This window comes from Microbacterium sp. T3-8 (assembly GCF_055398145.1).
The window spans coordinates 2315487-2335348 of record NZ_AP027918.1 but is presented as its reverse complement, the minus strand read 5'-3'; the positions used below and the strand labels follow the sequence as shown (position 1 = coordinate 2335348).

Here is a 19862-nt window from a genome sequence, read left to right as displayed (position 1 = left end):
ATCACGCCGTCGAACGGACGCGGGGTCGCTCTCCGGGTGGCGGTCAGTCGTCCCCGAGAGCGGCGAGAACCTCCGGTCGCGGGGCGAAGAACACGGAGCCGGTGACGGCGGTGGAGAAATCGAGGAGGCGGTCGTGCAGTCCGGGCGGATCGCCGAGGAACATGCGCTCGAGCATCCGCTGGATGACGCTCAGATCGCGGGAGCATCCGAGGAAGTACGTGCCGAACTCATCATGGCCCGGGCGGCCGAACGGCATGTTGTCGCGCTGGATGTCGTGCTCGACCCCCTGTTCGTCGACGATCGTCGCCAGGGACTTGTGCGACTGCTGACCCGACGGTGCATCGTCGAGCTCGACGTTCTCGAGCTTCGTTCGCCCGATGATCGTCTCCTGCGTCTCGGTCGGCAGGGCACGCCAGGCGGCGAGAGGGTGCAGGTACTTCTGCGTGACGATGTAGGAGCCACCGCGGTGCGCGGCGTCCTCGTCTCCGACCAGCACTGCTGCGTCGAGTTCGGCACCGATCGGATTCGCGGTCCCGTCGATGAATCCCAGGAGATCGCGCCGGTCGAAGGAGCGGAATCCCACGGTCTCGTCGACGACGCGGACGGCGTCGCCGAGCGACTCCAGCAGACGACGTTCGAACTCGAAGCAGACGTCGGCACGCTCGGCCCGGATGTGGAAGAGCATGTCTCCGGGGGTCGACGGGGCGGTGTGGTGCGCGCCGACCACGGGGGTGAACGGGCGCAATTGAGCCGGACGGGGGAGTGCCGTGAGCTCGGCCCAGATCGCACTCCCGATCCCGACCGTGCAGGTGAGCGCGGAATCGGAGTAGGGGAAGGCGAGGGACTTGATCGATCCGGCGAGGTCGGCGAGGACGTCTCGCACCCGATCGGCTGCGCCGGGAGCGACGTCGACGACGAGGAAGACGGCATTCGCTGTGAGGGGCGAAGCGACCGCCTGCACCGCACCCCGGGGGTCCTGATCCGTCATGCGCGCCGATCCTTCCCATGTGGATTGTGACAGCGCCAGTCTCGCGGAACGCGGCGTGCGGCGCATCCGACAGATGACGAACGGCCACGCGACAGCGGGGAGGGGATGTGCGCCCCTGGGGCGGGTGATGTGCGCTCCCTCTGGCGCGGGTAGCGTCGCAGACGCCCCACCCCCTCGACGACCGGAGCCCGCCCCGTGGACGATGCATCGACCTCTCTCGGAGAGTACCTCCGCGCCCGCCGCGCCGTCACCCAGCCCGACGACGTGGGGATCGTTCCCACCCCCGGACGGCGGGTCACGGGCCTCCGTCGCGACGAGGTCGCCGCCCTGGCCGGGATCAGCAGGGAGTACTATCTGCGCTTGGAGCAGGGCCGCGGTGCCCGCCCCTCCGACCAGGTGCTCCTGTCGCTCTGCCGGGCGCTCCGGCTCGACCACGAGGCGACCGCCTACGCCTTCCGCCTCGTCTCGGGACGGCTGCACACCCCCGCCCCCGTTCCCCGGGACTCGGCCGACCGCATCGTGCGCGTGCTGTCCGCCTGGACGCACACCCCGGCGTACGTCACCGATCCGCACCGCGACATCGTCGCCGCCAACCCTCTCGCAACCGTGTTCGGGCACGGCGGTCTCTCTGCAGGCGGGAATCAGCTGCGTCATCTGTTCGTGCCCCGCATGAAGGAGACGCTCGTGGAGTGGGAAGCGATGAGCCGCGCAGCCGTCGCCACGCTGAGACGCGACGCCGTACCGCAGTCTCCTCGGTTGCGGGAGATCGTGGCCGAACTGTCGTCGGATCCCGACTTCGTGCGCATCTGGGCGCGGCACGACGTGTCCGGCCCCGAGGATGCCACGTTCCACATCCTCGTCGAGGGAGTGGGGGAGATCCCGGTGGACGCCCAGAACTTCGCGGTGCGCAGCATGCCCGGGTATCAGCTCACGGTGCTCTCGGCACCGCCGGGCGCCGTCACCGCCGCCGTGTTCGCCCGGCTGGCCGATCAACTGCCCGGCGGGATCGGCGCCGATGCCGTGGAGGCGGCGCGATGACCATGATCGGTGGGTGGGACGACGCGGGCCTCCCAGCGCTCGCCCTCGCTCCCGTAGCGTCGGGCGCGAGGCCCGACGACGCGGGCCGGGAGGAGCAGCATGACCATCACCCCGCGGCATCCGGAGGCGACCTCCTCACCGTGCCCGGACGCGTGGCGGGCATGAACCTGCAGGACCTGGTCGACGAGCTCGCCGAGACACTCGACCGCTCGATCGTCATCAACGACCCCGCATTCCGCCCCATCGTCGCCAGCGCGCAGGGGGACGAGATCGACGAGCTCCGTGCACGTGCACTCCTGCGTCGGGTCACACCGCCGCGGGAACGGGCGTACGTTGAGAGCCTGCGCCTGACGCAGTCCCGGAGGCCGCGGACCGTGGACCTCGCGGAGTTCGGCGCCCATGAGCGCCTCGCGGTTCCGATCTGGTCGGACGACACCCTCCTGGGAATCCTGTGGCTCATCACCGGTGGGCTGCCTCCGTTGCGCGAGGAGCAGTTCCGCGCCCTGGACGCGGCCGTCGACGTCGTACGCACCGTCCTCGCCGCCCAGACCGAGAGCACCGCACTCACAGCTCGGGACGGAGTGATGCGCTCGCTACTGGCCGCCGACCCCATCGCCCGTCGCGATGCTCTGAGCATGGCGGTGCGTGCGCACGGCATCACCCGCGACGCCGACACCCTCGTGCGGGCCGTCGCGATCGGCCACGACACGGGCGTCGTCCAGCGGGCCGCACTCGGACGCGCGGTCGAGAGCGCCACTCGGTCCGCGCTCGTGCTGATCGGCGAGATCGGCGCGGCGCTGCTGTTCCTCGGCCGCCGCGGCGAGACCGAGCGCCTCGACGCCGCCGTCATCGCCGAGGCAGAGCGCGCGGGAGTGCTCCTGCGCGCCATCGGCGCGGCCGGACTCTCCGACGCCGACAACGATCTGCATCCCGTCGCCGAGCGGGCCATCGCCACCGCCACCGTCGCAGAGCTCCTCCCGGAACTCGGCAGAAGCCTGCACGCCGATGACGTCGGTCCCTGGCTGCTGATCTCCGACGTCCTGACCGACCCCCGACGACTCTCCTGGTACTCGCCCGCCGCCTTCGCCCTCGTGCACGACGCCGACCCGCTGCGCCGGCAGACCGTCGAGGCGCTCCTCGACAACGCCGGGCACGTGCGACAGGTGTGCGAGGTGCTCCACATCCACCGCACGACGCTGTACTACCGGCTCGAGAACATGCCCCAGGTGGTGCGCGACGCCCTCGACGACGGCATGCAGCGCAGCGCCCTGCACCTCGGGCTCAAGCTCGCCGCCTACTGGGAGAACGCGGGTCACATCCGATGAGCGCTCGCCGCATCGAGGTGACCACGAGTGACGGTGTCGTGCTCCGCGCCCACGACACCGGAGGAGACGGCGTCCCCCTGCTGCTCCTGCACGGCTGGTCGCAATCGCAGGAGATGTTCCGCCACCAGCTCACCGGCTTCGGCGCTCGCCGCGTGATCAGCTTCGACATGCGCGGGCACGGAGGCTCGGAGGCGCCGACCCATGGCTACCGCATCGCCCGCTTCGCCGCCGACCTGCGCGATGTGCTGGAGGCGCTCGCCGTGGATCGCGTCGATCTGCTCGGGTGGTCGATGGGTGCATCCGTCGCCTGGTCGTACCTCGAACTCTTCGGTGACGCGCGCGTGCGCTCCCTCGTCGTCGTCGACCAGCCCGCCGCGGTCATCGCGCAGTCCTGGATGAGCGAGGAGGAGCGTGTGCGGGCGGGGAGCATCCTGCCCGTCGACGGCCTCGTGGCCCTGGCCGATGCCGTCGCCGGTCCGGAGGGCGAGAGCGCGGTGCGGGCGTTCGTGCGCGGAATGTTCTCCGGCCCGGTGGACGAGGAGCTCTGGTCCTTCGTCATGAGCGAGGTCGCCCGCACGCCGCCGCATGCCGCGGTGCCCCTGCTCATCGATCACGGCACCCAGGATTGGCGCGACGTGGTGCGCGGCATCCGCGTGCCCACCCTCGTGATCGGATGCGACGGCAGCCATGTGCCCCCGGAGTCGCAGCGGTGGCTGGCGGAACGCATCCCCGGCGCTCGCGTGCACGTCTTCCCGCGCGACATCGCCTCCTCGCACTTCCCGTTCCTCGAGAACCCCGAGGCGTTCAACGCGGTCGTCGGTTCGTTCCTCCGCGAGGTCGAGCACGGCGCACTCGACAGTCGTCCAATGCACTGACGACAAGCGGTCGGAAAGGGCCGAGCCTCCTCTGCCGTAGCGTCGGGGAAGAGAGCCGGAGATCCGGCGCAAGGGAGTGTGAGATGGCCATCAAGCCCACGGTCGTGCTGGTGCACGGAGCGTTCTCGGACGGGGCGAGCTGGTCGCCGGTCGCGATGCGGCTCCTCGGCGAGGGCCTCGAGGTACGGGTGCCGGCGATCTCGAATCGGAGCCTCGCCGCGGATGCCGCGTACGTGCGCTCCTTCGTCGAACGGATCGATGGCCCGGTGCTGCTCGTCGGGCACTCGTACGGTGCCACGGTCGCCGGTGTCGCCGGCGATGCGGCGAACGTCCGCGGCCTCGTCTTCATCGAGGGGTACGTGCTCGAGGTGGGGGAGAGCGCGCAGGACGTGCACCGCCGCTTCCCGGACCCGGAGGCGATGCCGTACTTCGACGAGGCGGCCTATCCCGTGCCCGGAGAGGCGGATGCCGCGGAGATCTCGGTGAGGATCGAGGAGTTCCCCTTCCTCACGGCCCTCGGCATCCCCGCAGACGAGGCCGCCGTGCTCGCCGTCACCCAGCGCCCGCTCGACGCGGAGGTGCTGGCGGAACCCGCGACGGTCGCCGCCTGGCGCGACCGACCGTCGTGGGGCGTCGTGGCGACTGCCGACCGCCTCATCAACCCCGAGGCGGTGCGCTTCGGACTCGACCGGGCGGGCGTGCGCGAGCTTGTAGAACTGCCCGGTCCGCATCTCGTGCTGCACACCCACCCCGGCGATGTCGCCCGGCTGATCGTCGACGCCGCCGACGCCGTGCGCTGACAGAATGAGCGCTGTGACCGATATCGAAGCTCCTGCGGGCCGAGCAACCGGGTTCTGGGTCGTCGCCGTCGCCTTCCTGCTGGTGATGGCGTACTCGACCGTGCCGACGCCGCTGTATCCCCTGTACCAGCAGCTCGACGGATTCCCCGTGTCGGTGGTCACGGTGGTCTTCGCCGCCTACGCGGTCGGAGTGGTCGCGAGCCTGTTCCTGCTCGGTCATGTGAGCGACTGGATGGGGCGCCGGCGGATGCTGGTGATCGCCATCCTCGTCTCGGCGCTCTCGGCCGTGCTCTTCATGGTCTTCACCGATGTCGCCGGTCTCCTGGTCGCCCGCGTGGTGAACGGCGTGAGCATCGGCATCCTCACGGCGACCGCCACCGCGCACCTCGGCGAGCTGCGCGCTCGAGCCCGACCCGACGAGAACGCGATCGTCGCGGCGTCGGTGGCCGGCGGGGCCAACCTCGGGGGACTCGCGCTCGGGCCGCTCATCGGAGGGGTGTTCGCGGATTACCTCCCCGATCCGCTGCATCTGCCGCACACCGTGTTCGCGATCGTGCTGATCTGTCTGGCCATCGCCGTGGCGCTCGTGCCCGAGACGGTCGCGCCGCAGCACCGGCAGTACCGGCCGCAGCGGATCGCGGTCCCCGCGTCGTCGCGAGGAGCATTCGTGGCGGCGGGGTTCGCGGCCTTCGCCGGGTTCGCCCTCTTCGGCCTGTTCACCTCGCTCGCCCCGACACTGCTCGTCGGCACCTTCGGCGAGACCCGTCACCTCGTCGCCGGTGTCACGGTCTTCCTCGTCTTCGGCTCCGCGGCCGCCGCCCAGGTGCTCCTCGCCCGGGTGTCACGGCGCTCGCAACTGCTCTTCGCCGCACTCGCCTGCGGGATCGGTCTCGCGGCGATCGCGCTCGGCGCCGTGCTGCCGTCGTTCGTCCTGTTCCTGGTCGGCGGCGTGGTCGCCGGTGCGGGCGTGGGAGCGCTGTTCAAGTGCGCCCTGGCCACGGCATCCGAGATCGCCGAGCCGGGTCGTCGGGGCGAGACGCTCGCCGCGATCTTCCTGGTCGCCTACTGCGGTCTCGCCGTCCCGGTGCTGGCGATCGGTGCTGCCCTCACGGTGGTGCCGCAACTCGTCGTGCTGCTGGTCTTCGTCGTGCTCGTGGCAGTGGTCACGGTGGTGGCGGCGCTGCGGATGCGACGCATCGCGCGCTGAGCGCACTGCGCGGTGTGCGCAATGCGACGCTCAGGACGCGCGCTGCACCGCCGTGCGCAGGGCGTCCGGCAGCTCGGCCGTGCCGCCGTCGAGCCGCTCCCCGTTCAGGAAGAACGTGGGCGTGCCGTTCACGCCGCTGCGGATGCCGCCCTCCTCGTCCGCGCGGATGCGCGCCAGGTAACGCTGCTCCTGTACCGCCGCGCGCAGATCGGCGACGGGGAGGGCGAGCTTCGCGCAGATCTCGGCGTAGAGCGGCGATCCGAGTCGGGACTGGTTCTCGTACAGCAGGTCGTGCACCTCCCAGAAGGCGCCGTGCGATGCGGCGAACTCCGCCACGAATGCCGCATCGACCGCTTCGGGATGCATCTCGGCGAGCGGGAAGTTGCGGAACACGAAGCGCACGCGGTCGCCCAGCTCGGCGAGGAGATTCTTCACGACCGGGTACGCCTCGCCGCAGTAGGGGCACTGGTAGTCGCCGTACTCGACGAGCACGACGGAGGCGTCGTCCGGTCCGGTGCTGTGGTCGTCGGTCGAGACGGGAATGCGGAGCGAGGACATCATCCTCTCCTTTCATCGGGGGTGAGAGCGTCGAGCGCGTCCAGCACGCCGTCGACGCCGGGGTTGAGGGCGACGGGGGAGAGGTAGCTCCAGGCGATCACGCCCGCCGCGTCGATCACGAAGAGGGCCCGGCGGCTCTCCCCAGTGCTGTCGTCGTAGGCACCGTAGAGGCGGGAGACCGCGCCCTTCGGTTCGAAGTCGCTGAGGAGCGGGAAGTGCAGCCCGTGCGCGGAGGAGAACGCCTCGTGCGACCACACGTTGTCGACCGACACGGCGACGACCTGCGCGCGGCGCTCGTGGAGCATCGGCAGCGCGGCGTTGATGACGGAGAGTTCATCCCCGCACACCGGACTCCAGTCGGCGGGGTAGAAGGCGAGGACCACCGGCGCACCGCGGAGCTCACCGAGCCGCAGCGACTGATCGGCGGTGACGCGCAGCGTGAAGTCGGGTGCCGTGGTCCCGGCGGTGAGGATCCGCTCGCGGCCCTCGGTCTCAGGGGTGTCTGTCATGGCTCCACTCTCCCTTCCGCCGGTCGCCGCCGGTTAGAGCGCGCGTCCGGACTCGACCAGACAGGTGTCGAGGAGGGATGTCACGGGGTCGGCGCGTTCTGAGAGGGATCGACCGCACCGTGCGCGGAGCGGGCGACGATGAGGAGGATGCCGAGGACCGCTGCGGCACCGACGATCGACGCGCATGACCACGCCCGATCGAGGGCGAATCCGATGCCGCCGCCGGCAGCGAACGCCACGAGCACCGAGGTGTAGGCCGCCGCCGGACGCAGGTGGGGCTCGCCGTCGGAGGCGATCGTCCTCCCCGCGGCTCGAGCGAGAAGGCTCGCGGCCATCTGAACCACCGAGGTGACGGCGATGTTGCCGTAGAGCATGCCGGTCTCGCGGTGGAAGGCATTGCCCTGCACGCCGGCGACGAAGCTGATCGCGCCGGCGATCCACTCCGGCCCCACCGCCCCCGTGCCGCTTGCGAGGGCGAGCGCGGCGAGCGCGATCACCTCGCACAGCAGCACCTCGACCGAGTACCCGCGCCCGGTTCGCGCTCGCCACAGCACGACGAGCGTGCAGAGGAACGAGCCGAGGGCGAACGACAGGACGGATGCCGCAGCCGCGAGCACCCTCGACGGGTCTCCCTCGGCCATGAAGTAGCCGATCGAGAGCAGATTGCCGGACTGCACGGTCGCGAAGGTGCCGATCTGCCCGAACGTCCAGGCATTGAGCAGGCCCGAGACCAGGGCGAGCGCGGCAGCGGCGGGCGCGCTCTCGAGCAGGGGATAGGGGCGGGGCGTGCGAACGGTCGATGACGACATGAAGACCTCCAGGGATGCCCCCATGCAAGCGCCGTGCGGGATCGAGCCCGTCCGACGAGAGTCGAGAACCGATTCGTCACGGGGGTGTGTACCGGCGAGGGACCAAGGAGCAGACTCCTCGGTATCGTCCGGAACCATCACGAAGGAGCACCGCATGGACACGTCCGAGAACGCCGAGCTGGGGCACGAGGTCCCGTCACTCGGGAACCCCGACCTGCCGCAGGAGGGCGAGGTGAACATCGCCGACCGTCCACAGAGCAACACCATGGGCGGGCCGCAGAACGAGGTCATCGAGTCGCAGTTCCCCAATCAGATGCACGCTCCGGCGACCGACATCAGCACGCAGCCGTTCTTCTGGTCGTCATTCAACATCTCCCCGCGGCGCGTGCAGCGCGGCGGGTGGGCGCGGGAGCTCACGAAGCAGGACTTCCACATCTCCGACGAGATCGCCGGGGTGAACATGTACCTGGAGCCCGGCGGCATCCGCGAGCTGCACTGGCACCAGACCGCGGAATGGGCCGTGATGACCCGGGGCAAGGCGCGCGTCACGACGCTGAGCCGCTCGGGTCTTCCCGCCGTCGAGGACGTGGAGGAGGGCGACCTGTGGTTCTTCCCGGCCGGCACCCCGCACTCCCTGCAGGGACTGGGTCCGGACGGCGCGGAGTTCGTGCTCGCGTTCGACGACGGCGACCAGTCCGAATCGAACACGCTGCTGCTCACCGACTGGTTCGCGCACACGCCTCCCGAGGTGCTCGCCAAGAACTTCGGCGTGGCGCAGGAGGTGTTCTCCGACATCCCGCTGCACAACCTCTGGATCTTCCCCGGTGACGAGCCGCCGGCCCTCGAGGTCGATCAGGCCGCCGCGGGCGTCGAGTGGGGCATGGAGCCGGTGATCTTCCGCCTCTCGCGGTCGAAGCCGCTCTACGAGAACTCGGGCGGGTCGATCCAGATCGCGGACTCCACCAACTACAAGTACTCGTCCACCGTCGCCGCGGCGCTCGTGACGGTCGAGCCCGGTTCGATGCGTGAACTGCACTGGCACCCGAACGCCGATGAATGGCAGTACTACCTGCGCGGCTCCGCCCGTATGACCGTGTTCAACACGGGGCCGCACGCCAACACGACCGACTTCCGCGCGGGCGATGTGGGCGTCGTGCGCAAGAACTTCGGTCACTACATCGAGAACACCGGTGATGACGTGCTGCAGTTCCTCGAGGTGTTCCGCACCGACAAGTACGAGGAGATCTCGCTCGCGAACTGGCTCGCGCACGTTCCGCCGCAGCTCGTCTCGGCGCATCTCAACATCGACCCGGCGATCCTCGCGACGTTCCCGCGCGGGGCGCAGGGGATCACTCCGCTGCGCTGAGCATCGGACGAAGGGGGCGGTGCGGCCGAAAGGTCACACCGCCCCCTTCGTGTGCGTCGGGGAGGCGGGAAGGCGCCGACCCGCGCGGCGGCTCAGGAGCACAGCACCGAGGACGAGCACGGCGACCACCGCTCCGATCGCCGTGTCGCCGACGCGCGCGAGAACCGATTCCAGCAGGCGGTCACGGTCTCCGCCCGTGACGAGCAGGAGCGCCATGGGCGTCACCAGCATCAACGCGAAGAGCAGATTGCGTCGCACCAGCGCCACGAAGCCGAACACGAGCACGCCGACGATCGTGAGCAGCGCGAGTCGCTCCGGTGTCCAGAGGAGGAAGAGCAGCGCGAGTGCGCCGCCCAGGGCGGTGCCGAGCACGCGCTGCGCCATCCTGATCGTGCCGCGGTGCACGTCGGCATCCCTCTGGAGGATGCCGAGCACCGCGAGCAGCACCCAGGCCGCGTGGTGCAGACCGAGCGCGGCGCTGACGAGCAGGGCGAGCAGGATCCCGATCGCGAGCCGTGCGAGGATGCGCGCCGACTCCGGCGTGAAGGTGAACGTCCAGCCATGATCCGCCGGGGCGAGGGCATCGCGTCGCCGCACCGCGGGGACGAGCAGCGGAGCGACGACCGCGGCATAGCCCGCGAGGATCCCGACGACGATCGTCGCCAGGACGACGCCGGGGTCCATCGCGGCCCCACCGGACGAGGCGGGCGCCGTGAGCTGCCCCATCGACCCCGTCGTCAGGACGGGGAAGATCGCTCCCGGCGGGCCGACATCGAAGGCGAGGCTCAGGAAGGAGAACGCGATCGCGACAGCGCCGATCGCGAGCAGACTCGCGGTGAGGGAATCGCCGGTGAGGATTCCGAGCAGGGATCCCAGGACGAAGCCCGCCGCGATCACGGGGAGCTTGGCCGCGCGCTCGCGACGGCTGCGCCCGGAGAGGTACATGACGACGAGAGCGCCGAACGAGGCGAGCAGACCGAGCGATGCGGCGCCGGCGGCGGTGAACACGACGGCGGGCAGGACGACAGCGAGCATCGCCTGGGTCGCGGCGACCCAGGAACCGGGCGAGGGAGTGACGGCGGTGAGCTCGCGGAGCGTCCGGGAGGGCCCTCTCATGAGGGCGCGGCGGGGTGGGGCGGGGAGTGGTGCGCGGCGCCCCCATGATGGGCGCGGCGGGGAGCTGCGGCATCCGCCGTCTCGACCAGATGCTCGACCTCCACCGAGTTCGCCAGCGCGCCCGCCGTCTCGATCACCGTCTGGTCGTAGCGGGTCAGTCGTGCTCGGTGCTGCTGCAGGTGCTCGTCCCAGCTGCCGACACCGAAGGCCTCGACCCAGCCGCCGTCCTCGCGGTCCTGGTAGAGCGCCCAGGTGCGCGCGCCCGTGCGCCGCCGGCTGTGCTCGACGAGGCGCATCTGCGCGCGGAAGGCGTCGACGTTCTCGGGCGCGACGTCGTAGCGCACGAGAACGAGGGTGGGGCTCGTGCCATCGACGTCCACGGACGCTTCGGCGAGAGGGAGCGCGAACGTCTCGCGCTTCTTGTCGGCGGTCTCGAGCAACGGCCAGAAGAGTTGCGAGGCCGCGACCAGCAGCGTGACCACGCCCGCGGCGGCGGTCACCGCGGTGGCACCGACCCAGCCGGCGACCACACCGCTGAGAAGCCCGCCCGCCGCCATCGAGCCGTACAGCACCATCTGGTACACCGAGAGCCCCCGCGCCCGCACCCACACCGGCAGGAACGATTGCACCGCGCCGTTCAGCGTGGCGACGACGCCGATCCACGCGGCACCGGCGAGGGCGAGAAGGGGCAGGGCGAGCACGATCGTCGGCGAGAGGGCGACGCCGATGGTGGCCGCGCCGAAGAGGACGGATGCCGCGAGCACCGTGCGGTTGGCTCCCCACGAACGGAACACGGGCATGAGGAAGGCCGCGCCGATCGATCCGACGCCGATCCCCGCCAGCAGCAGACCGTAGCCGGCGGAGTCGAGCCCCAGCCGCTCGGTCGCGATGAGGGGGAGGAGCGCGTAGAGAACGCTGCCGGGCACGACGAACGCCCCGAGCCGCACGTACATGCTTCGTACGACGGCGGCGCGGGTGACGTAGCGGACTCCCGCGCGTGCCGCATCGACGAACCGCTCGGCCTGTCGCGCATCCGGACGGTAGGTGCGCCAGGTGACGAGCACGACGAGGAACGCGGCGAACGAGAGGAGGTTCATGCCGAACACGAAGGCGACGCCGAAACCCGACAGCAGTACTCCGGCGATCGCGGGACCGATCGCGCGGGCGATGTTGACCGAGACCGCGCTCAGCGACGCCGCCATCGGCACCAGCCGCACCGGCACGATCTCGGTCGCAAGGGCTTGGTACGCCGGCAACTGCACCGCGGTCGCCCCGCCGAGCAGCAGGGTGATGATCAGCAGCAGGTACGGCGTCATCTCGCCGGTCGCGGTGAGAGTCACCAGAGCAGCGCTCAGAAGGACCTGCAGCGTCTGCATCCAGATGAGCAGCGATCGGCGGTTCAGGAACTCCCCGAGCACCCCGGCCGGGATGCCGAGCAGCAGCACGGGCGCGGCGGATGCCGTCTGGATGAGGGCGATGAGCAGGGGATGCGTGTGCTGCTCGACCATGAACCACTGCGCGCCGACGGTCTGCATCCAGGTGCCGATGTTGCTGACGAGCGCGGTGATCCAGAGTGCGCGGAAGATCGGGACGGCGAGCGGCGCCCAGATGCGGTCGTGCACAGGATCGTTCGGGACGGGGCGGTCACCCGTCGCGGGCTTCGGTTCGGGCGGGCGGTCCATGCGCGTGCCGTCAGAGCCGCTCGGCGGTCGCATCGAGCACGACCTTGCCGACGGTCGTCCCGCTCTCCAGCAGTGCATGCGCACGGCCGGCCTCGGCGAGCGGGAAGACGGCATCCACGGCGCCGCGGATCGCACCGCTGTCGACGAGCGGGAGGACATCGCGGATGACGCCGGCGACGATCGCGGCCTTCTGCGCGGCCGGCCGTGCACGCAGGAGCGTGGCCGAGACGCTCGCCCGGCGCGACATCAGCTCCCACAGGTCGAGCGTCGTCGGCCCGGTCGTCCCTCCGATGATCACGAGGTGACCGTCGAGGGCGAGGCTCTCGATGTTGCGCTCGAGGTACGGAGCGCCGACGATGTCGAGGATGGCGTCGGCGCCGCCTCCGTGCGTGGCGGCGAGCGTGGCCGCGGCGAAATCCTCATCGCGGTAATTGATGGCCACGTCGGCGCCGAACGTGCGGGCCGCCGCCGCCTTCGCGTCGCTGCCCGCCGTGGCGATGACTCTGGCGCCGATCGCCTTCGCCCACTGCACCGCGAACGAGCCGATGCCACCCGCTCCGCCGTGCACGAGCACGGTCTGCCCGGCGGTGAGACCGGCGATCATGCCGAGATTGGAATACACCGTGCAGGCGACCTCGGGAAGACCCGCTGCCTCGACCATCGTGAGGGAGCGCGGCTTCGGCAGGACCTGCGTCGCCGGCACGACGACCTCCTCGGCGTAGCCTCCCCCGGCGAGCAGGGCGCACACCTCGTCGCCGATGCTCCAGCCGTCGACATCCGCACCCACCGCGTCGATCACGCCGGCGCACTCGAGGCCGGGGCCTTCCGGTGCCCCCGGAGGGACCGGATAGTGGCCCCGGCGCTCGAGCAGGTCGGCGTTGTTGATCCCCGCCGCATGCACGCGGATGCGCACCTCGTGGGCGGCCGGTTCGGGCCGCGCGATCGGCACCAGACGCAGCACCTCGGGCGGGCCCGGGTGCGTGAAACGGATGGCGGAGGTCATGGGATGCCTTCTCTCGGATCGGGTGCGAGCGGGAACGCTCAGGCGGCGGCCGTGGCCGGGTTGCTCTTCGCGTACGCGATGATGCTCTGCGCGTAGTGCGGGGTCTCGAGCTCGCAGTGCTGACCGGAGGCCTTCTGGCGTGCCGCGGCGGCCTCTTCGAACGTCGCGCCGCTGGCCGTGATGAACTCGAGGAACTCCTCGGTCGGGTGCGAGGTGACGGTGTTGACGTAGCGCAGCTGGTCGCCCTCCAGCTGCTCCATGCCCAGCTCCCAGATCACCTGCGTGGTGGTCCAACCGGTCGGGGTGAGGATGTCGGAGATCGACACCATCTTGCAGTAGTGCTTGCTCGCGACCTCGTAGCGGTACTGCTGGATCACGAGGCCGGTGCCGATGACCTCGACGTTGATCGACATGGGCGTGCCGTCGTCGTCGACCGTGTAGCCGGCCGCCTTGTGGTCGCCGGGCGCGCAGCGCTGGTACTCGTGGGTGGGCAGGTTCTTGAGCCAGGACTCGATGTCGACGTCGTCGAAGTTGCCGGTCACATCGGAGGTGACGACGGCGTGGGAGAGCACCAGGTCGGAGCGGACGGTGACGGCCATGAGGGGATCCTTCGTTCGTGCCGGGTGGAGGGGAGAGCCACGCAGGATTCCCGGTGTCGTCCTTGCGTTCCTCCATCTCCCCACATCGCCCGGCACGGGGCATCCGACGAAGGACGGGGACTGCTTCGTCGGCTGTCGAGGCCCGCGTCAGACGGTCTCGGACCGCTTCTTGCGGAAGGGGCGAGCAGGCGTGTGCGGTCCGTCCCACACGGTGATGATTCCCCAGGCGACCGCGGCGAGCGGTACCGAGAGCACGGCGCCGACGATGCCGCCGAGGATCGTGCCCGCGGTCAGGGCCAGCAGGATGACGAGGGCATGCAGCTTCAGCGACCGCGCCATGACGACCGGCTGCAGGAAGTTGCCCTCGAGCTGGTTGACGAGCACCACGATGCCGACCACGATCAGCGCCGCCACCGGGCCGTGCGTCACGAGGGCCACGAGAGCGGCGAGGATGCCGGCGGCCGTCGCGCCGACCAGGGGGATGAAGGCGGTGAGGAAGACGATCACGGCGAGCGGGATCGCGAGCGGGATCTGCAGGATCGCGAGGCCGATGCCGATACCCAGCGCGTCGGCCGCGGCGACGATCGACGTGCCGCGGATGTAGCCGCCGAACACGTCGACGGTCTTGTCACCGATCCGGCGCGCCCGCTCGTAGCTCTCGCCGGTGAAGGGGCGCAGCAGGAACTCCCAGATGCGGGGGCCGTCCTTGAGGAAGAAGAACAGCACGACGATCATCAGCGCGAGGCCGGTGAAGAAGCTCGCGGTGGCCGAGACACCGGCCAGGGCGCCCTGACCGAACGAGGCGCTCGTGAGGAAGTCCTGCGCGTTGGCCCAGACATCGTCGAGGTCGATGGCCCCGAAGTCGAACGGGAGGGTGCCGAGCCAGTCGGTGACCTGTGCGATGCCGTCGGTGGCGGAGTCGACGAGGTCGTCCCACTGCGATCGCACGGTCAGCACGATCACCCAGACGACGCCGCCGAGCACGGCGAGGATGCCGATCAAGGCGATCCAGGTGGCGAGGATCGACGGCATCCCGCGACGGCGCATCAGGGCGACGAGCGGATGGATCGCACTCGCGAGGATCAGCGCGATCGTCACGGGGATGAAGACGAGAGAGAGCTGCGTGATCACGAGCACGCCGACGGCGACGAGAGCGAGCACGATCAGGGTCTGCAGGCTGCGGGTCGCGACGACACCGAACCCTCGGGACCAGAGCCCCGGCTCGGCGGGCTTCGGCATCTCCGGTCGTCGGAACAGTCCCATCGGTTTCCTCCCGTTCGCCGGCGCTCGCGCACCGTGAGTGTCCAACCTAGCAACCGCCCCTGACGCTCTGTGGCAGGTTGGAGGGATGAACACCTTTCCCGCTCACGAGACGAGGCCGGTTCGACGCACCCTGCTCGTCGGATTCGGCAAGCTCGGCGCCCGGCTGGCCCCCTCGTTGATCGCGGACGGGAGCGAGGTGTTCGCGCTTCGCCGCTCGGCATCCGACCTGCCCGCCGGCGTGATCGGTATCGAGGCAGACGTCGCGTCGCCGTTGCCCGTCGAGCTCCCGGCGATCGATTCGCTGGTCGTCACCCTTCCACCGGGAGAGGGGGTCGACGCGTACCGCGTAGCGCTCGGCCATATCGTCCGCGCCGTGCCGGCGATCCCGGAGCGCACGGTGTTCGTGTCCTCGACGGGCGTCTTCGCGGGCGAGGAGCCCGACCATGTGCTGACGGAGCGCACGCTGCCGCACCCGCAGACCGAGCGCGCGCAGGCGATCCGCGATGGAGAGCTCGCTGCGCAGGAGCTGTTGTCTGCGGTCGTGCTCCGCCCTGCGGGCATCTACGGCCCGGGCAGGGACTTCTTGATCCGCCGCGTGCGGGAGCACGCGGAGGTGGACTATCGGCGCTGGACCAACCGCATCCATGAGAGCGATCTCGTCCGCACGATCGACACGCTTCTGCGCATGGCCTCTCCACCCGTGCTTCTGCACGCCGTCGACGAAGAGCCGGTCCGGCTCGGCGAGGTCGTGACCTACATCGCCGATCTACTCGGTGTGGAGCCGCCGCCGGATGCCGGGGCTCACCGCGATTCGGGCCATGTGTTGGACGGTGCACTCCTTCGCAGGGTCGTCGGGCCGCTCGAGTTCCCGTCGTTCCGATCCGGGTACGACGCTATGCACGGGTGACGGCGGGGACGGACCGCACGCGGAACCACAGCGTCAACTCGGCCAGCGCCCGCCGAGCGGTCTCGGCATCCGCTCCCTCGTCGAGGTCGTCGAACGAATCCCGGTACCCCTCGGGGATGCCGCCGGAGAAATCGCGGAGGGGCCGGTAACCCATGGTCCAGTCGCTGAAGCGACGCTCCGCGATCCCGTCGCGCAGAAGGATCCGGAGGTCGTGGTGGCGATGGTCGCGACGGATCGTCTCGACGAGAAGATCGACGACGTCGGGCGCCCCCTCGAGGATCTGGATGAACCGCCCGTCGCGGTAGAGGAGCATGCCGGTGACACCTCTCTGCGTGTTCAGGCGTCGGCAGGTCGTGAGGAGGTCTTCGAGAGCGGAGCTGCGGAACGGCTGCGACGCGGTGCTCGTGTAGACGACGGAGATCAGGTCGGCGCTCATCTGTCACCTCCGACGAGTTCGTCGCCCGCGGTGGACAGGGGCGTGCTCGGCGTCGACGAGGCGGTGACGGCATCCGTCGCCTCGTGGAGCGACGCGAACGCGCCGATCTCCCGCGATCGCGCATCGAAAGCGGCGTACTGCCCGTCCGTGCGGCGGTCCACGTAACCGAGGAAGTCTCCACCGCGGCTGCCGACATGGAATCCGTCTTCGACGCACGCCCAGAGGACGTCGTCGGGGTGCTGATCAGGATCGTTCACAACGTGAACGTTAGGGCGTGCCGCCGACATCGTCTTCCCCCTTGCGCTCAGCACGCCCCGTACGGCAGGCAGAGTCGAAGCCCTCCTATGCTCCGCCGTCCGCGTCCGCCTCATCCTCGGGGGATGCGCCTTCCGGAGCGTCGGTGGTGAAGTCCGCGTCGGTGATGTTCCCTGCGGCGATGTCGGAATCCGGGCCGTCGTAGGTGCGCGGGTCGTCGGTCTCGGGCGAATCGGGGGTGCTCATCTGATCTCCTGTCTCGAGTGCGGGAGATCATCGTCCCGCCCGACGGCGTGGCGGTCGAGGTCGTTGACTTCGGTTCGTCGTTCGTGCTCGTCGCCGCACGGCATCGCTCACGGCATCCGAGCGACGTCCCGCAGCGTCAGCGCTCGAACGACCCGGTGGACGCCTTCAGATCGGCGACGGTCGTCGCGCTCATCCGGCGCCCACGCGTCTCGCCGCCGAAGAAGACCGCGATCGCTCCCACGACGCAGGCCGCGACGATGAACAGCGAGACCGCCCAGGTCGCACCGCCGGTCGCCGCGACGAGGGCCACGGCGATCAGCGGTGTCGTGCCCGCACTGACGGCACCGGCAAGTTCCCGCGAGAACGCGAGGCCCGTGAACCGAGCGCCACCGGTGAAGAGCTCGGCGAAGTAGGCCGCCTGGGGGCCGAACATCGCGCCCACCCCGAGGCCCAGGCTCAGCACGATCGCCACGACGACCAGTGCCGGTGCCTCCCCGCCGCCGATGAGCCAGAAGTACGGGAACGCGAAGATCCCTGAGAAGACGATGCCGAACAGGATCACCGGACGTCGGCCGATCCGGTCGGAAAGGGCGCCGAACACGGGCAGCAGCACCATCGTCACGGCCGTGCCGATCGTCGTGGCGACGGGGCCGACGGATGCCGACAGCTGCAGGTTTCCGACCAGGTACGCGGTGATGAAGGCGAGGTTGATCGACGAGACGACGTTCTGGGGCAGTTGAGCGAGGAAGAGGGTGAGCATGCCGGTCTTCTCCTGCGCGAAGACGGTCCTCACCGGGGAGACGGGGGCGTGCTCGTCCGACTGCATCGCGACGAATGCGGGGCTCTCGGCGAGGCGGAGACGGATGATCAACGCCACGATCACGACGACGGCGCTGAGCAGGAACGGGATGCGCCAGCCCCAGGCGAGGAACTGATCCTCGGGCAGCTGGGTGACGACGGCGAAGACACCCGAAGCCATCAGCAGACCGAGGTAGACGCCGGCCGACGGCCAGGCGCCGTGCAGGCCGCGGCGTCGCGGGTCGGCGTGCTCGACCGAGAAGATGGCCGCCCCGCCGAACTCGGCTCCGGCACCGATGCCCTGCACGAGGCGGAGGACGATCAGCATGATCGGTGCCCAGATGCCGATCTGCTCGTAGGAGGGGGTGAGCCCCATCAGGAACGTCGCGACGCCCATGATCAGCAGTGTCAGCACGAGCACGCGCTTGCGGCCGAGGGTGTCGCCCATTCGGCCGAAGATGAGACCGCCCAGGGGACGGATGAGGTAGCCGACAGCGAAGGTCGCGAAGGCGGCGAGCGTGGCCACGACGGGGTCGGAATTCACGAAGATGATCCGGTTGAAGACCAGCGCTGCGGCCGTGCCGTACAGGTAGAAGTCGTACCACTCGAGGGCCGAGCCGACGAGGGCTGCGGCGCCGACGCCGAGCATCGAGTTCTTCTTCGTGGGTGTGGTGGGGGAATCCGTGCGAGACATCGTCGTCCTTCGTGTCGTTGCCAGAGGGGGAGAGGGGTGGTCGTCATCGACTCAACGGAGGTGGCACCTCCTTCGTGCGGCGCCGACCGCTCAGCCCGAGAAGGGCGATGACGTTCGGGAGCGGGCAGAGGAGTGAGACGGCGAGGTATCCGGTCCGGGGGACCCGCATCGACGATAGCGCCGCCGAGTGACGTGGTCCGACCGGGGCGTGAGAGATCCGGAGCGGGGGGAGCGGCTCGGCGTTCACGGCAGATCCTGCATCGTTGCGAGGGACATGGTGAGCCAAATCCTACAGGAAACAGGATCTATGCAGACTCTTTCGCGAGGATCGTTCCGTCGCTATCGTGGCGACGATGACATCCGTGATCCCTTTCCGTGAGCTTCCCGTCGACCTCGCCGACGTGCGTTATGCGTACGGTCCCGACAGTCAGCGGAGCGCCCGGACCGCCCCTGGCGAGGTCATCGAGTTCACGATCGACGAGAGCACCGTCTTCCCCGGAACCGTGCGACGATGCTGGATCCACGTGCCGAGCGCGTACGACGGTGAGCGCGATGCGGCACTGATGGTGTTCAACGATGGCTGGTGGTACTGGGATCCCGAGGGGGAGATTCGCGCCGGAACAGTGCTCGACAATCTGATCGAGCACGGGGAGATGCCTGTGACCATCAGTCTCTTCATCGACCCCGGGGTCGTGCGCGACTCGGGACACCCGAAGAACCGCAACGTCGAGTACGACGCCTTCGACGGGCGCTACGCGACATTTCTGACGACGGAGGTTCTTCCGATCGTCGAATCGCGCTTCCGGATCTCCGTGGATCCGGGATGGCGCGGGATCTGCGGTGGCAGCTCGGGTGGGAACGCCGCGTTCACGGCCGCTTGGCAGCGGCCCGACGCGTTCTCGCGCGTCATCGCGTTCGTATCGAGCTTCGCGCAGATCCCCGGGGGCAATCCGTTTCCGCATCTGATCGCGACCGAGCCGCGGAGGAACGTGCGGTTCTTCCTTCAGGCGGCCCATCGTGACGACGGATGGGATCAGCCGCAGATGAATCAGCTCGCGGAGAATCTCGAGGTCGCGGCCGCGCTTGCGCGTGGGGGTTACGACTTCCGGCTCGTGCTGGGTGATGGCGGGCACAGCCCGAACCACGCGGGCGTCCTGATGCCGGATGCGCTTCGCTGGCTCTGGCGTGATGCTCGGGCCGCACGAGTCGCCGGATGACATCGTCGCGAGGGTTCTCTGCGATCTGAGGGAGGCATGAGAAAAGCCCCGCGATCTCTCGCGGGGCTTCTCATCTTCGGTGGACCTGAGGGGACTCGAACCCCTGACCCCCTGCATGCCATGCAGGTGCGCTACCAGCTGCGCCACAGGCCCAGAATCGCTCCGGACTGA

Annotated in this window: 21 protein-coding genes and 1 tRNA gene; 8 read left to right on the top strand and 14 right to left on the bottom strand. The window is 69.7% G+C overall.

Annotated elements, in window-relative coordinates; genetic code table 11:
- Window positions 1-43 precede the first annotated feature (43 nt).
- Window positions 44-988: a Dyp-type peroxidase gene (locus tag ACZ5Y9_RS11180; protein WP_464471360.1), complete on the bottom strand. Its 945-nt coding sequence runs from the start codon at window positions 986-988 to the stop codon at window positions 44-46.
- A gap of 195 nt (window positions 989-1183) precedes the next feature.
- On the opposite strand from ACZ5Y9_RS11180, the gene ACZ5Y9_RS11175 reads away from it, so the two are divergent.
- The 5 genes from ACZ5Y9_RS11175 to ACZ5Y9_RS11155 all read left to right on the top strand — a co-directional run bounded on the left by ACZ5Y9_RS11175 (window position 1184) and on the right by ACZ5Y9_RS11155 (window position 6233).
- The gene (locus ACZ5Y9_RS11175) at window positions 1184-2026 is read left to right on the top strand and encodes a helix-turn-helix domain-containing protein (protein WP_464471359.1); all 843 of its coding nucleotides are present in this window, start codon (window positions 1184-1186) and stop codon (window positions 2024-2026) included.
- The gene (locus ACZ5Y9_RS11170; RefSeq protein WP_464471358.1) at window positions 2023-3351 is read left to right on the top strand and encodes a PucR family transcriptional regulator; all 1329 of its coding nucleotides are present in this window, start codon (window positions 2023-2025) and stop codon (window positions 3349-3351) included. The genes ACZ5Y9_RS11175 and ACZ5Y9_RS11170 overlap by 4 nt, the downstream gene beginning before the upstream one ends.
- Window positions 3348-4226 carry an alpha/beta fold hydrolase gene (locus ACZ5Y9_RS11165; protein ID WP_464471357.1) on the top strand — a complete coding sequence of 293 codons (879 nt, stop codon included), beginning with the start codon at window positions 3348-3350 and terminating at the stop codon, window positions 4224-4226. The genes ACZ5Y9_RS11170 and ACZ5Y9_RS11165 overlap by 4 nt, the downstream gene beginning before the upstream one ends.
- A gap of 83 nt (window positions 4227-4309) precedes the next feature.
- Complete coding sequence (locus tag ACZ5Y9_RS11160) at window positions 4310-5026, top strand: alpha/beta hydrolase (protein WP_247622178.1); 717 nt, start codon at window positions 4310-4312, stop codon at window positions 5024-5026.
- A 4-nt stretch (window positions 5027-5030) separates the two neighbouring features.
- Window positions 5031-6233 (top strand): MFS transporter, encoded by a 1203-nt coding sequence (locus tag ACZ5Y9_RS11155; RefSeq protein WP_281731213.1) that lies wholly within the window; start codon window positions 5031-5033, stop codon window positions 6231-6233.
- Window positions 6234-6263: 30 nt separating this feature from the next.
- On the opposite strand, the gene ACZ5Y9_RS11150 is transcribed toward ACZ5Y9_RS11155, so the two are convergent.
- The 3 genes from ACZ5Y9_RS11150 to ACZ5Y9_RS11140 all read right to left on the bottom strand — a co-directional run bounded on the left by ACZ5Y9_RS11150 (window position 6264) and on the right by ACZ5Y9_RS11140 (window position 8109).
- A complete protein-coding gene (locus tag ACZ5Y9_RS11150) occupies window positions 6264-6791 on the bottom strand; it encodes a DsbA family protein (protein ID WP_464471356.1) in 528 nt (175 codons plus the stop codon).
- The gene (locus ACZ5Y9_RS11145; RefSeq protein WP_336640159.1) at window positions 6791-7300 is read right to left on the bottom strand and encodes a redoxin domain-containing protein; all 510 of its coding nucleotides are present in this window, start codon (window positions 7298-7300) and stop codon (window positions 6791-6793) included. The genes ACZ5Y9_RS11150 and ACZ5Y9_RS11145 overlap by 1 nt, the downstream gene beginning before the upstream one ends.
- 80 nt (window positions 7301-7380) lie before the next feature.
- Window positions 7381-8109, bottom strand: a complete 729-nt coding sequence (locus tag ACZ5Y9_RS11140; RefSeq protein ID WP_464471355.1) for a YoaK family protein — start codon at window positions 8107-8109, stop codon at window positions 7381-7383.
- Between the two features lie 154 nt (window positions 8110-8263).
- Here ACZ5Y9_RS11140 and ACZ5Y9_RS11135 point away from each other — a divergent pair, with 154 nt between their 5' ends.
- Window positions 8264-9475, top strand: a complete 1212-nt coding sequence (locus ACZ5Y9_RS11135) for a cupin domain-containing protein (RefSeq protein WP_464471354.1) — start codon at window positions 8264-8266, stop codon at window positions 9473-9475.
- A gap of 33 nt (window positions 9476-9508) precedes the next feature.
- Here the strand turns inward: ACZ5Y9_RS11135 and ACZ5Y9_RS11130 are convergent, their stop codons facing one another.
- The 5 genes from ACZ5Y9_RS11130 to ACZ5Y9_RS11110 form a co-directional block, all read right to left on the bottom strand.
- Window positions 9509-10591 carry an FUSC family protein gene (locus tag ACZ5Y9_RS11130; RefSeq protein WP_464471353.1) on the bottom strand — a complete coding sequence of 361 codons (1083 nt, stop codon included), beginning with the start codon at window positions 10589-10591 and terminating at the stop codon, window positions 9509-9511.
- Window positions 10588-12273 carry an MFS transporter gene (locus tag ACZ5Y9_RS11125; protein ID WP_464471352.1) on the bottom strand — a complete coding sequence of 562 codons (1686 nt, stop codon included), beginning with the start codon at window positions 12271-12273 and terminating at the stop codon, window positions 10588-10590. The genes ACZ5Y9_RS11130 and ACZ5Y9_RS11125 overlap by 4 nt, the downstream gene beginning before the upstream one ends.
- A 10-nt stretch (window positions 12274-12283) precedes the next feature.
- Window positions 12284-13276, bottom strand: a complete 993-nt coding sequence (locus ACZ5Y9_RS11120) for an NAD(P)H-quinone oxidoreductase (protein ID WP_464471351.1) — start codon at window positions 13274-13276, stop codon at window positions 12284-12286.
- A gap of 38 nt (window positions 13277-13314) precedes the next feature.
- Window positions 13315-13875: a hypothetical protein gene (locus ACZ5Y9_RS11115; protein WP_247622187.1), complete on the bottom strand. Its 561-nt coding sequence runs from the start codon at window positions 13873-13875 to the stop codon at window positions 13315-13317.
- A gap of 147 nt (window positions 13876-14022) precedes the next feature.
- Window positions 14023-15138, bottom strand: a complete 1116-nt coding sequence (locus tag ACZ5Y9_RS11110; RefSeq protein ID WP_247622188.1) for an AI-2E family transporter — start codon at window positions 15136-15138, stop codon at window positions 14023-14025.
- 85 nt (window positions 15139-15223) lie between these two features.
- Here ACZ5Y9_RS11110 and ACZ5Y9_RS11105 point away from each other — a divergent pair, with 85 nt between their 5' ends.
- The gene (locus ACZ5Y9_RS11105; protein WP_464471350.1) at window positions 15224-16045 is read left to right on the top strand and encodes a Rossmann-fold NAD(P)-binding domain-containing protein; all 822 of its coding nucleotides are present in this window, start codon (window positions 15224-15226) and stop codon (window positions 16043-16045) included.
- Here the strand turns inward: ACZ5Y9_RS11105 and ACZ5Y9_RS11100 are convergent.
- The 4 genes from ACZ5Y9_RS11100 to ACZ5Y9_RS11085 all read right to left on the bottom strand — a co-directional run bounded on the left by ACZ5Y9_RS11100 (window position 16032) and on the right by ACZ5Y9_RS11085 (window position 18474).
- The gene (locus ACZ5Y9_RS11100; RefSeq protein WP_464471349.1) at window positions 16032-16481 is read right to left on the bottom strand and encodes a BLUF domain-containing protein; all 450 of its coding nucleotides are present in this window, start codon (window positions 16479-16481) and stop codon (window positions 16032-16034) included. The genes ACZ5Y9_RS11105 and ACZ5Y9_RS11100 overlap by 14 nt on opposite strands.
- Complete coding sequence (locus ACZ5Y9_RS11095; protein WP_464471348.1) at window positions 16478-16738, bottom strand: hypothetical protein; 261 nt, start codon at window positions 16736-16738, stop codon at window positions 16478-16480. Before ACZ5Y9_RS11095 ends, ACZ5Y9_RS11100 begins: the two co-directional genes overlap by 4 nt.
- A gap of 85 nt (window positions 16739-16823) precedes the next feature.
- The gene (locus ACZ5Y9_RS11090; RefSeq protein WP_464471347.1) at window positions 16824-16982 is read right to left on the bottom strand and encodes a hypothetical protein; all 159 of its coding nucleotides are present in this window, start codon (window positions 16980-16982) and stop codon (window positions 16824-16826) included.
- Window positions 16983-17118: 136 nt separating this feature from the next.
- Window positions 17119-18474, bottom strand: coding sequence for an MFS transporter (locus tag ACZ5Y9_RS11085; protein WP_464471346.1), 1356 nt, complete (start codon window positions 18472-18474; stop codon window positions 17119-17121).
- Window positions 18475-18827: 353 nt separating this feature from the next.
- Between ACZ5Y9_RS11085 and ACZ5Y9_RS11080 the strand changes: the two genes are divergently transcribed.
- Window positions 18828-19691, top strand: a complete 864-nt coding sequence (locus ACZ5Y9_RS11080; RefSeq protein WP_464471345.1) for an alpha/beta hydrolase — start codon at window positions 18828-18830, stop codon at window positions 19689-19691.
- An 80-nt stretch (window positions 19692-19771) separates the two neighbouring features.
- Here ACZ5Y9_RS11080 and ACZ5Y9_RS11075 read toward each other — a convergent pair.
- Window positions 19772-19844: transfer RNA gene (locus tag ACZ5Y9_RS11075), tRNA-Ala, on the bottom strand.
- Between the last annotated feature and the right edge of the window lie 18 nt (window positions 19845-19862).